The following is a 12591-nucleotide window of genomic DNA, read 5'->3' on the forward strand; positions in this document are numbered from 1 at the left end:
AGACGTGGTCCGGCGACAAGCCCTCCGACGCGGGCGACTACATGGTGAAGGCCACCTGGGCCGCCACCAATAACTGCGACGAGATCTACGCCACCGACACGTTCAAGATCAACAAGCGCCCGGTGACCATTACGGTTGCTGACGATAGCAAGGTCTTTGGCCAGGATGACCCCGCGTTTGATGATGCCGTCATGACCAACCATGTCGAGGGTGAACTTGGCGATATCAACCTCAGCGTAATTCGCACTAACGAGGAAGAGGGTGTTGATCACTACGAGGATGTCCTGACCATTGGTCAAACTGCTGAAGAGCTCAACGGTCTCTACGGCAACTACACCTTCACGGTGGAGCCCGGCGACTTTGAGATTACACAGCAGACCATCAACCCGGAGGATCCGGACGACCCGGATTCCTACCTCAACGTGCAGGTGAGCCAGCCGGCCGACGTAACTTACAACGGTCAGCATCAGCAGTCGCCCGTCAAGGTTGAGCGCCTTGACGCCGACGGCAATGTCATCGCTACGCTTGAGGAGGGCGTTGACTACAAGCTCACCTATGTTGACGACGTAAACGCTGGCGCTGCAAAGGTCACGGTCGAAGGCAAGGGCAACTACAAGGGCCAGATCACGAAGGAATACACCATCAACCCGGCTAAGGCCATGATCGTGGTGAGCAACAACGCCAAGGTGTACGGCGAGGACGACCCTGACTTCCAGGGCAAGGTCGTGCTCTACAACGATGGCGCGTGCGATCAGCCACTCTACCTCAACGTGCTCACGCGCAAACAGGACGTGCTGGGCGACATCGCCTACAGCCGCACCAACGCGGAAGTCGAGAGTGCCGGCACCTACGAGGGCGTCCTGACCGCAGCGGTCAAGGACGGCACGCTCAACGGCAACTACACCTACGACGTGTGGCCCGGCGACTTCCACATCGCCAAGTCCACTGATCTGGTTGCGAAGATCACCTCTACTGCTGAGGACATGACCAAGGTCTACGATGGCAAGGCGCTGACGCTCACCGCCGAGGCTACCCCTGCCGAGGGATCCACGCTCATGTACTCCACCGACGGTGGTACCACGTGGACCGATGAGGCCCCGAGCATCACCAACGTCGGCACGCTCGACGTGCAGGTCAAGGCCGTGAACCCCAACTACGAGGATTCGTACCCCGTGGAGGCTACGCTCACGGTGACCGCCGCTCCGCTCACCATCACCACTCCGAGCCTTGCTAAGGTCTTCGACGGCACGCCGCTTGAGGCGCCTGGCTCCGCCGAGGAATGCGTGACTGGCCTGAAGAACGGTGAAACGGTCGACTTCAAGACCACGGGCGCCATTACCGCGGTTGGTCAGACCGACAACACCTACGCCATCGTCTTCGCGGGCGAGGAGGGTGCAACCGAGGCGACTGCTCAGAGCGGCAACTATCAGATCGTGGGTGAGGACCTCGGCATCCTTCAGGTCTTCCCGCAGTCGGTCAACCCCGGTGACCCCGATCCGAGCAACCCCGATCCGGACGACCCGAATCCCAGCAAGCCCGACCCCGAGAACCCGGACCAGCCGTTCTACACCGGCATCACGGTCGAGTGGCCCGGCAACACCGAATACAACGGCAAGAGCCAGGAACTCCCGGTAACGGTTAAGGACCGCAACGGCAACGTGCTCACCCAGAGCACCGACGGCGGCAAGACCGGCGACTACGTGCTCGTCTACGGTGACGATACGGTTAACGCCGGCAAGGTGAAGGTCACGGTCAAGGGCGTCAACAACTACGGTGGCGAGGTCTCCGGCAGCTACCAGATCACTCCTGTTGAGCTGATCATCTCCACACCGAGCGCCAGCAAGCTCTACGACGGCACCGCGCTCACCACGGGCGAGGACAGCGCCACGGTTGAGGGCCTCATGGACGACGATCAGGTGCAGACTACCGTGTACGGCAGCCAGACCGAGGCGGACGTGAGCGCCAACCATGTGCGCATCGACGGCTGGGTCAACACCGAGCCGACCAACTACGACGTAAAGCTCAACCTCGGCACCCTGCTGGTCTACCCGCAGTCGATCAACCCCGGTGACCCCGACCCGAGCAACCCCGATCCGGACGACCCGAATCCCAACGAGCCTAACCCCGAGAACCCGAAGCAGCCGTTCTACAGCGGCGCCACGGTTGACTCGCCGTCCGACCTTACCTACGACGGCGCCGACCACACGTGGGAGCCGACGGTCCGCGACGCCCAAGGCAACAAGCTCGTGCTCAACAAGGACTACGCGGTCACGTACAGCAAGGCCGACCGCACCAACGTGACGGGCACCATCGAGGTCACTATCACCGGCATGGGCGACTACGCCGGCACCGTCACGCGCACCTACCAGATCACCCCGCGCGAGATCGTCCTCACGATCGACAACCAGACCAAGGTTGCCGGTACGGCCGACCCGACCTTTACCTCGAGCTACGAGGGCACCGTCCCCGGCGAGGTCGCGGGCTGGAGCTTCCAGACCGGCCACGTGCGCGACGCGGGCGAGGCTGTGGGCAGCTACGCCATCAACCAGGGCGACATGCAGCTTGCCGACAACCCGTCGACCGGCTTCCTGGCCAGCAACTACACGCTGAGGGTCATCCCCGGCACGCTGACCATCACCCCGGCCCCGGCAACCCCGGGCGACGGCGGCACCGGCACCAACCCCGGCACCAACCCGGGTGGCGGCACGGGTACCAACCCCGGCGCCGGCACCACCGCGACTCCGACCCCGGCCACTGCGACTGACGGCACTGCCGCCGCTGCGACCGACGCCACGGCCGAGGCCATCGAGGACGAGGCCACCCCGCTCGCCGCGGGCACCGAGCGCATCTCCGACGACGAGACACCGCTCGCCTCGGGCCGCGAGGACCGCGACTGCTGGGTCCACTGGCTCATGCTCGTCGGCCTGGTCATCAGCGCCGTATACTACCTCGGCGCCGTGATCCACCGCCGCAAGTTCACCGCCGACCTCGAGGGCTACGAGAAGGACGTCCTCGACCCCGACAACCGGAACGCGTAAGGGAGGTTTAGAGAGATGAAGAAGTCCAACATCGCACTCACGGTCGTCTTCGCCGTCGTCTCGGTCTTCCTGCTGTGGCTGTGGTTCTGGCTCGGCTTCGATAAGATCGACTCGCCGCTCGACCTCGTCATCAGCATCGCCTGGTGGGTCGTCATCGCGGCGGGGGCGGTGCTCGTGTACCGCTCCGAGCAGAAGCGCCGCGCCGCGGTGCGCACGGTCTACCTGGCGGACGGCCGCTACTACAACTCCGAGAGCGGCATGCGCTCGGTGGCGGCCGGCTCCAACGCGGCGGATTCCATTGCCGCCGTGCTGGGCGCGCTCGAATACGATTTCTCGCGCATGACCCCGCCCGACCAGAAGGACGATGCCGAGCGCGTTGACTGGCGCTACGTGATCCACACGGACACGTTCAAGCCCACGCGCACGGATGACGACGGCAACCGCGAGAACGAGACGTGGGAGGGCGACGTGGTCACCGTGGCAACGGGCGAGACCCGCACGTTCTCTTCGCGCGACGAGCTCGCAGCGCTGATCGCGTAGCGTCGTCGCAACGGGGCACCTGTCCCCACTCCCAAAGGGCGACGGCCGGGAAGCACACCCGGCCGCCGCCTTTTTTGTGCCATGAAAATGGGTCACTTGGGGACGTGTTCAAAGTGACCCATTTTGCAATCAGTGAGTTGTGCCGCGCCGGTCCCTCGCGTCCATCGCGAGCATAGGGAGATTCCGCATCGAACTATGGCGGGAGTATCGGCACCAACGGATAACACGCCAGTATGCGCGCACCGGAGAGATCGACGAGGCGCGCGTACAGCAGCGCGAGGTTGACCAGATATATACGGCCGACATGACCGATCCTGAGAACGGCATCAATGCGCTCGCTGCGCGCAAGCTTTGGCGCAGCATCCCGGCGCAGCTGCTCCGCTCGTCTACCAAAAAATTCAAGTATTCCGAGGTGGAACGTGGTGGGCGACGCGCAAAACTTCTCGAGCCGCTTGATTGGCTTGCTGGCGCCGGTATGGTGACCGTTAACGAGCTTACGGAGTGCACCGAGGCCCCTCTCGTGCCGTTCGAGCTGGAGGAGGGAAGTTACTTTAAGGTGTATCTTGCCGACACCGGTCTCATGTTCTACAAGTGCGCGGTTAATCCGCGGCTGTGGCTCGAGGTTGAGGGCTCAGAGGAGTTTGCGGGTTCGTCGGATTTTCGTGGAGCACTGGCCGAAAACTCTGTGATGCAGGCGTTTGCCGCGCGGGACCTGCAGACGTATTACTGGGTTCCGCCGTCGGCGTGGGGGTCGCGCGGTGAACTCGACTTTGTGCTGCAGGATGACCGTGCGCGGGTTGTTCCGGTGGAAGTTAAGTCTGCGCGCAATGTAAGGGCGCGCACACTGGCAACGTTCATGGAGCATGCTCGCTCGCCGTATGCCATCCGTTTCTCGGAGCGAGATTTTGGCAGGTCAGATGGGGATAATGGGCAAGAAATCCACGAGCTTCCGCTCTATGCGGCATTTGCCGTGGGGGACGGTTGCGTGACGGTATCGTAGGTGTGGTGCGAGGACAAGAGCTCGCGCGCTTACAAAACGTGTATTTTAGGTACACGAAATTTTGGAAATCGTGTATCTCGGATACATGATTTGCAAATCGCAGTCCAATTCGGCTGCGCCGACGATTCATTTTTGGGACGGGGGTGTTTTCAGTCATTCACGAGAGTGGTTAAAACAACCCCGTCCCAAAATGAGTCACCATGTACCCGATTTGCCGCACTGATGTTTACCTGCGGTTTTACACAAACTGGCAAATAGGATTGGCTTAAAACTACACGAATCGGCAAATATGGCTGGGGCGGCCGGAAAAACCGCAAAAAGAGAGGGCAGTCGGCAGCGGGTCAGTTGGGGATGTGTTCCTTTCAACCCCTTTGGTGCCACGGCGCCGCGCGAGGTAGCGGTGGTTGGGTTTGTCCTCAGCGGTGCGTTTGGGCTTCAGCCCTCGCTAGGCCTCGTACATCTCCTCGAGCGTGATTATCCGCCAATCGGTATGCTCGGCGCATTTGCGCAGCGTGCCGGCAGAGGGCTGGCGCTTGCAGAAGAGGTATAGATACTCGGCATGGCGCCCGCTCAGAAGGTCGCGCTTGGTCTCAAGGTCGGCAAACTCGGCTGACTCGTCAAACGTCTCGCGATACTTGCACTCACCGATGATGAGCCGTTTGCCTGCTATATCTGCCGCCACCACATCAAGGTCGTCCTGCGCGCGTTTGGCGGGGTTTGTTCCCCACCACGCTCCCACAGATGCAATGGGCAGGGGGAGCTGGTTCTCCAGAGCCTCGCGCACAAGCCATTCGGCGCACAGACGCTCAAATCGGCGCCCAAGGTACTCGGTGATGCGCGCCTCGTCCAGCTCGCGCGCCACCACCGGGCCAAGCCTGGACTCGATGCTAGATACAACGGGCATTACAAAGCGAAACCAGAAGTCGTAGCACGCATCACGCATGCGGTAGAGGCTTTTCCGGCTTGTGCTGGGATTGTCGCCAAAGGGCACAACCCGCTCGATAATGCCCAGGTTTTCGAGCGTTTTGAGGTAGGCGGGGAGGGTTGTTCGGGGAATGCCCGTGCGGTCTGCAATTTCTTTCTGGCGGTTTGCACCGTCTGCAATCGCGCGCAAGACCGAGCCGTAGAGCGCTGGCTCCGCAAGCTCTTGGCGCAGCAAGCCAAAGGGTTCGTCGTACAAAAAGCCCATGCGGTCAAAGTAAAGCCGCGCGAGATTCTCACGCAGCGATAACGCGGGGTCGACAAGTTCAAGGTAGTAGGGCACTCCGCCAAAGCATCCGTAGAATCGAAACGCCTCTTGCGGGCTAACGCCGGGCAGCATTTTTGCCGCATCAAGATAGCCGAGCTGCTGCAGACGGATCTGAATGGTGCGCCTGCCGTACAGTGGGCTCTTCTTGCCGAGCACCTGGCTCTCCATGAGCCCTTGGTTGCTGCCGCAAAGCGCAAGAAACAGGTTGGTGGTCTTTAATTTGCGGTCGATGGCAACCTGGAGAATGGAGGGGAGCGCTTCGTTGCGTTTTGCCGCATAGGGAAACTCGTCAAAGATGAAGACAAACCGTTCTTCTGCCGCTCGTTCGGCCAGGTAGTCGATGGCGTCCGTCCATGAGGCAAACGACCCCATGGTGGAGGGGAGCCCAAAGAACGGCGCAAGCGCGGCCTCAAGTGCGCATTGCGGATGGGTTTTGGCGGTCGGGCATGCCGGGAAAAGCGGGTTTCCCCGAGGCGTGAAGTCGACGACGCGCGTGGTTGGCGCACTTGGGGACGGGTGTAAATTGTGCCAACCCCGCCCCGAAACAACCGGCGCGGGGGCACATCTTTATCCACGCGATACCGTACAATCTAGATACCAGTCGTCGCCGCTGGCGGCGGTGCCCGTAGCGGGCTCTGCGCCGGCCGTGGCCCCGCGGTAGGGGGCGGGAGGGGGCGCACACTATGACGCGCACCAGCAAGATTGCCAAGCAGCTCGCGCGCATGCGGCTCGGGCTCGTTTTGCTCGGGCTCTTTGTGGCGCTTTCGCTCGCCGGCGGCGCGGTGCTGCGCAGCACGCTTCTCACCAACGCGCACGAGTCCAACACCGCCCTCTCGCGCTACTACGCCTCCGAGGTCAACAGCTCGCTCACTATGTACCGCTCACTGCTGGAGTTTGGCACGGAATCGATGGACGTGCGCATGGAGAACGGCGCCTCGTGGGAGGAGCTCGAGGAGTGGGTGCGCATGTACTGCGACCGCCTGCGCACGGTGCTCGGCGACGAGTCCATCAACGTCTACGGCGTGGTGGACGGCACGCCGCTCACGGCGGCCGAGTGGAGTACGAGCGTGGGGGACAGCGCGGACGACGCCGCGGGCGACACCGACGCCGCGGGCGGCACCGACGCCGCGGGTGACGCCGACGCCACCACTTCGCCATCCGATCTTGCCGACCCGGCCTTCGACCTCAACGAGCGCTCGTGGTACCGCGCCGCCCTTGCGGCCGATGGCGAGGCCATCTTTACCGACGTCTACACCGACGCCATCACCGGGCAGCCCATCGTCACCGTGGCGCAGGCCTGCAAAGGTGCCCCAGGCGTGCTCGCCTTTGACCTCTACCCCGGAAACTTCCAGTTTCAGTTCTCGCGCCAGGACCTGCCCGAGGGCGCCTCGTTCTTTCTCTGCGACGGCTCGGGTGAGCTCCTCTACCGCGAGACCTCGCTCGCCAACGAGGAGGGTATCGACAACTACGTCAGCACGCTCGCCAAGCGCATCGCCGAGGGGGACTTTGACTCGGCCGACGCCACCGTTACCGACCTCGACGGCCGCGAGCGCGTGGTGGACTACACCCAGCTCGATAACGGCTGGTACTCCATCGTAACCTCGCCGCGCGCGGTGATCTTGGGCCAGCTCACCTTTGTGTACGTGGTCTTTGGCGTTATGGTGGTCATCTTTATCGTGGTGCTGGGGCTCCTCACCCTGCGCGACGCGCGCCGCTCCAAGACCATGGAGCGCACCAACGAAACGGTGCGCGTGCTCGGCAACAGCTACTACGCCATCTACCTCGTAAACTACGAGGAGGGCACCTACGAGATGATCAAGGGCTCGGACTACGTGCGCCGGCGCATCCCCAAGAAGGGTCCCTACGGGGACTTGCTGCGGACGGCGGCCGAGGTGATCGAGCGCGACACGTTCGAGGAGTTCGAGGAGAGCTTCTCGGCCGATAACATCCGCCAGTTGGTGGCGGGGCGCGTGCGCGACTACGGCGGCGATTTTATGCGCCGCTTTGGCGAGGAGTACCGCTGGGTGAACGTGCGCGTGCTCTACGACGAGTCGCTGGCGCCCGAAGAGGTCGTGCTGTGCTTCCGCGTGGTGGACCAAGAGAAGCAGCGCCAGCTCCAGGAGCGCCACCTCTTGGAGGAGGCGCTCTCGAGCGCGCGCCAGAGCATGGAGTCCAAGCAGGCGTTCTTTAACAACATGAGCCACGACATGCGCACGCCGCTCAACGCGGTGATCGGCCTGACCGAGCTCGCCGAGCAGCACGCGGACGAGCCGGAACGCACGCGGGGCTACCTCGAACGCATTAGGCAGGCGGGCAAGCAGCTGCTCGCGCTCATCAACGACATCCTGGACATCTCCCGCATGGAGACGGGCTCGGTCTCGCTCAACCCGGAGCGTATGGACCTCGCGCAGGTGGTGACCGACTGCGCCGAGCCGTTCCGCCTGAGCGCCGAGGGCGAGGGCAAGCACTTTGAGATGGAGCTCGCGTTACACGATACCGAGGTCATGGGCGACCCCGTGCGCCTGAGCCAGGTGATGAACAACCTGCTCTCCAACGCGGTCAAGTACACCAACCCCGGCGACCGCATCACGGTGCGTGCCGAGCAGTTGAGCGGCGGCTCGGCCGCGGCATCGGGCGTGGGCAGCGGCAAGGCGGGCTCCAGCCATCCGGCGAGCTACCGCATCACCGTGGCCGACACGGGCATTGGCATGACGAAGGAGTTTCTGGGCCACCTCTTTGAGCTCTATGCGCGCGAGCAGCGCTTTGGCACCGTGCAGCAGGTGGGCACGGGCCTGGGCATGCCCATCACCAAGAACCTCATTGAGCAGATGGGCGGCACGATTGAGGTGACGAGCGAGGTCGACGTGGGCAGCACCTTTGTGGTGACGGTGCCGTTTGTGGTCGTGCGGGACGATGCGGGCGGCGCGGCGGCGGACGGCGGGCCGGCGGCCGAGCAGGCGGCCGGTGCCGCGGGGGCTGACGGCGCTGGCGGTGCCGGGGCGGCTGCCGCTGCGGGCGATGCCGGTGCGGGTGCCGCGGGTGCCGACGGCACTGCGGCGGGCAAGGCCGCTGCGGGCCAAGCGCCCTCGCCGGCCCGTCCGGCGTCCGAGCCGGCCGTCGGGCCGCACCCGGCGGCGTCGGCCACGCCCAAGGTTGCCGCCCCGGCGCCCTCGGCGGAGGAGTTACTTGCCACGCTCAACGGAAAGCGCGTGCTCCTGGCCGAGGACAACGCCGTCAACATGGAGATCGCGGCCGAGATGCTCGGCATGGCCGGCGTGGAGGTCGAGCAGGCCTGGAACGGGCGCGAGGCGCTCGAGGCGTTTCGCGCGGCGGCCCCGGGGCACTTTGACGCGGTGCTCCTCGACATGAAGATGCCCGAGATGGACGGCTGCGCGGCTGCCCGCGCCATTCGCGCGCTGCCGCGGCCGGACGCGCAGGACATCCCGCTTGTCGCGGTGACGGCCAACGCCTTTGCCGAGGACATCGTGGCGACCACGGCCGCCGGCATGAACGCCCACGTGTCCAAGCCCATCGACTTCGCGCTGCTCTGCCAGACGCTCGCTGAGCTCATCGTGGCGCACGAGGGGGAGAGCGCTGGTGCCGCCGAGGGCGGCGCGACGGGGCCCGAGGCGGCGGTCGACGCCGCCGACCCTGCAGCCATGGGTGAGACCGGCGCGGGTGGCCCCGCCGACAGTGCCGAGGCCGCATCTTCGGGCGATGCCGGCTCCGTGGCCCCCGCTGCCAGTGGCGCAGCGGCCGATTCGGGCGTCGCGGCGGTTGGCGCGGGTGGCGCGACGACCGACCCCGACCCCGTCGCAGCCGACCCGGCGCCGGCAGCTCCCGCCACCGCCCCCGAGGAGCCAGCATCATGAGGCGCGCCGACAGCCTCATAGCCCGCCTGCGCACCGAGTTCGCGCGCCGCCGTGCGTACTTTACCAGCGCCTATCCCGAGGTCACCGAGCTCAACGTGCGCAATCTCCGCCTGGCCTGCCTCATCGCGCTCGGGCTCGGGTTTGTGCTCACGCCCATCGCGTGCTGGCTCCTGCCGTGGTGGAGCCCCTCGGCGGTGCACGTCGTCTTCGCTTCGGTCGCGATAGGGCTCATCGTGGCCCTGACGGTCCTCGGCCCCCGGGTCAAGCGCCGGCCTTATGCGGGAGCGGTGCTCTGCTTGGCGGTCGAGGCGATCATGCTCGGGTGGCTCGTGGTTATTGACACGGTCTTCTCGCCGCTTGCTCCCGGCTCGCTCGTGCAGCCGGCGGCCATCGCCCTCGCGGTGCTCGTGGCCACGCCGTGGGGCTGGTCGGTCTGGACGGCCGCGGCGGCCGAGGTCGCCCTGATGGTGCTGTCGTTTATCTTCAAGCCCGAGCTGGTGGCGCATGTCGACGCCTTTTCTGCGGTGGTGGGCTTTGCCGTAACGGCGGCGCTCTCGCAGCTTGCGATGGAGCTCCGCCTGCGCGACTTTGAGGCGCGCGAGCGCTACCGCGAGCTTTCGGAGATCGACGGCCTCACGGGGCTTCTCAACAAGGGGGCGCTCGTAAGCGCCGCGCGCCGCGCAATCGAGCGGGCGGGCCGCTCGCGCGGCATTGCCGCCGTGATGGTGGATATCGACGACTTCAAGCACGTCAACGACCAGTTTGGCCACGACGAGGGCGACGAACTGCTGCGTCTTTTGGCCGAGGTCCTGCGCGAGTCGTTTCGCGCCACGGACGCGGTGGGGCGCTTTGGCGGCGACGAGTTTATGGTGGTTGCGGTGGGTCTTTCTCACCCGCTCGTGGTAGAGAGCAAGATGAATCGCGTGCTCGAGATGTTTCGCGTGCGCGGCGGGCGCCTGCTCGGCGCCCCGGTAAGCGCAAGCGCCGGTGTGGTGTTGGTGGGGCCGTCCGCGGCACGCTCTATCACCTACGAGGCGTTGGTGCGCCAGGCCGACCAGGCCCTGTACGAGGTCAAACGTGCGAGCAAGGGCGCCTTTGCAGTTCACCGTTTTGAGCCGGAGGAGCCCGCGTGCGAGCGCCGCGCCGACCAGGTCTCGGCGCAACCTGCCTCAAACTCCAATCCTGCCTCTACAATAGATCGGGAGGTGACCGCCAATGAGTGACGCTAAGCACAAGGCCGGCACAATCCTTGTCGTAGACGACGACGCGATCAGCCGCGCTATCATCGGCAACCTGTTTGAGGCTGAGTACGAGGTCGCGGAGGCGGCCAACGGGCAGGAGTGCCTCGACTACCTCATGAGCGACGGCAACCACGTGGTGGCGCTGCTGATCGACATCATGATGCCTCGCGTGGATGGCATCGAGGTGCTGCACCGCCTGGCGCCCACGGGCTTTTTGGAGCACGTGCCGGTCTTTCTTATCACGGCCGAGCGCACCTCCTCGGTTATGGAGGAGGCCTACCGCCTGGGTGTGATGGACTTTATCGTCAAGCCGATCATCCCCTTTGTGGTGACGCGACGGGTGCGCTCGGTGATCGAGCTCTGTGAGAGTCGTAAGCGCCTGCGCAACACCGTGGAGGACCAGCGGCTCGAGCTCTTGGAGCGGGCCCAGCAGATCATCGAGCTCAACGTGGGCATGATCGAGGCGCTCTCCACCGCCATCGAGTTTCGCGACGGCGAGAGCGGCGGCCACGTGCGGCGGATTCACGATTTTACGCACCTCATGCTCACGCGCACCTCGATGGGGGAGGGGCTCTCTGACGAGGACATCGACGACATCGCGCACGCGGCCATCATGCACGACGTGGGCAAGATCGCCATCCCCGACGCGATTCTCTGCAAGCCGGGGCGGCTCACGCCCGAGGAGTTTGAGGTCATGAAGACGCACACGGTGCAGGGGGCGGAGCTCTTGGAGAGCATCCCGCAGATGCGCGGGCTCGGCGCGTACCGCTACGCGGTGGATATCGCGCGGCACCACCACGAGCGGTGGGACGGTCGCGGCTACCCCGATGGTCTGGTCGGCGACCAGATCACCATCTGGTCGCAAGTGGTATCGCTCGCCGACGTGTACGATGCACTTACCAGCAAGCGCGTCTACAAGGCGGCGTTTACGCGCGAGGAGTCGCTGCGTATGATCGCCGACGGCGAGTGCGGCGCCTTTAACCCCAAGCTGCTGGAGAGCTTCTTTGCGGTGGAGCCGGAGTTGGCGGCGCTGTACGAGCGGCTGTCGTAGCTGCGGGGAGGCGTGTCGGAGCGGAAGCGGTCTCGCCCGCGCGCCGCGACGCCACGGCACCGCGACGGGTTACCGCCCGGCTGCTTGGGCACAACATAGTTGCGATATGGGAGGTTGCAATGGATCGAGCGATTTTGGATGCTGCGGGGCTCGATACGGCCGATGCCTTGGACCGCATGATGGGTAGCGAGGCCCTGCTCGGGCGCCTGCTAGGGACGTTTCTTAAAGAGGACACCATGGAGAAGCTCGAGGCGGCGGCCGCGGCGGACGACCCGGTGGCCGGTCTCGAGGCGGCGCACGCGCTCAAGGGCGTGAGCGGAAACCTCTCCATGACGCGCCTCTACGAGCTGACGTCGCGGCAGTGCGAGCTCATCCGCGCGGACGATTGGCCGGCGGCGCGCGCGATGGTGCCCGAGGTGGCCGCCGCCTACCAGGCAATCGTCGACGCCATCAACACCTGCGGTCTCTAGGTCGTGCCCGTGACCGTGGCCATTTTTGCGGTCGAAAAAGTAATAGCGCATACGGTGCGAGCGTGTAAGGCGACGTGTTGGCACTCCTTGGATGTCAAAATGCGGCGCAAAACGGCATAATCAGGATGAT

At 64.7% G+C, this 12591-nt stretch carries 8 protein-coding genes; 7 read left to right on the forward strand and 1 reads right to left on the reverse strand.

The genetic code is table 11. The annotated features are described in order from the left end of the window. The 3 genes from B5G20_RS10400 to B5G20_RS09935 all read left to right on the forward strand — a co-directional run. Window positions 1-3038 (forward strand): MBG domain-containing protein (locus tag B5G20_RS10400; protein ID WP_204207783.1); only part of this gene is annotated, 3038 nt, incomplete at its 5' end. Between the two features lie 15 nt (window positions 3039-3053). Continuing rightward, window positions 3054-3578, forward strand: a complete 525-nt coding sequence (locus B5G20_RS09930; RefSeq protein WP_087356756.1) for a hypothetical protein — start codon at window positions 3054-3056, stop codon at window positions 3576-3578. A gap of 304 nt (window positions 3579-3882) precedes the next feature. Next, on the forward strand, window positions 3883-4578 hold the full coding sequence (locus tag B5G20_RS09935; protein WP_143750273.1) for a DUF4143 domain-containing protein: 696 nt from the start codon (window positions 3883-3885) through the stop codon (window positions 4576-4578). Between the two features lie 445 nt (window positions 4579-5023). Here B5G20_RS09935 and B5G20_RS09940 read toward each other — a convergent pair whose 3' ends face one another. Next, complete coding sequence (locus B5G20_RS09940; RefSeq protein ID WP_087356758.1) at window positions 5024-6199, reverse strand: ATP-binding protein; 1176 nt, start codon at window positions 6197-6199, stop codon at window positions 5024-5026. 311 nt (window positions 6200-6510) lie between these two features. Here B5G20_RS09940 and B5G20_RS09945 point away from each other — a divergent pair, with 311 nt between their 5' ends. The 4 genes from B5G20_RS09945 to B5G20_RS09960 all read left to right on the forward strand — a co-directional run bounded on the left by B5G20_RS09945 (window position 6511) and on the right by B5G20_RS09960 (window position 12461). Then, window positions 6511-9699 (forward strand): hybrid sensor histidine kinase/response regulator, encoded by a 3189-nt coding sequence (locus tag B5G20_RS09945; RefSeq protein ID WP_087356759.1) that lies wholly within the window; start codon window positions 6511-6513, stop codon window positions 9697-9699. Next, window positions 9696-10922 (forward strand): GGDEF domain-containing protein, encoded by a 1227-nt coding sequence (locus tag B5G20_RS09950; protein WP_087356760.1) that lies wholly within the window; start codon window positions 9696-9698, stop codon window positions 10920-10922. Before B5G20_RS09945 ends, B5G20_RS09950 begins: the two co-directional genes overlap by 4 nt. Next, the gene (locus tag B5G20_RS09955; RefSeq protein ID WP_087356761.1) at window positions 10915-11991 is read left to right on the forward strand and encodes an HD domain-containing phosphohydrolase; all 1077 of its coding nucleotides are present in this window, start codon (window positions 10915-10917) and stop codon (window positions 11989-11991) included. Before B5G20_RS09950 ends, B5G20_RS09955 begins: the two co-directional genes overlap by 8 nt. Window positions 11992-12110: 119 nt before the next feature. Beyond that, complete coding sequence (locus tag B5G20_RS09960; protein ID WP_087356762.1) at window positions 12111-12461, forward strand: Hpt domain-containing protein; 351 nt, start codon at window positions 12111-12113, stop codon at window positions 12459-12461. Window positions 12462-12591 lie beyond the last annotated feature (130 nt).

Origin of the sequence: Collinsella sp. An7, assembly GCF_002159335.1 — a bacterium.
Lineage (GTDB): Bacteria > Actinomycetota > Coriobacteriia > Coriobacteriales > Coriobacteriaceae > Coprousia.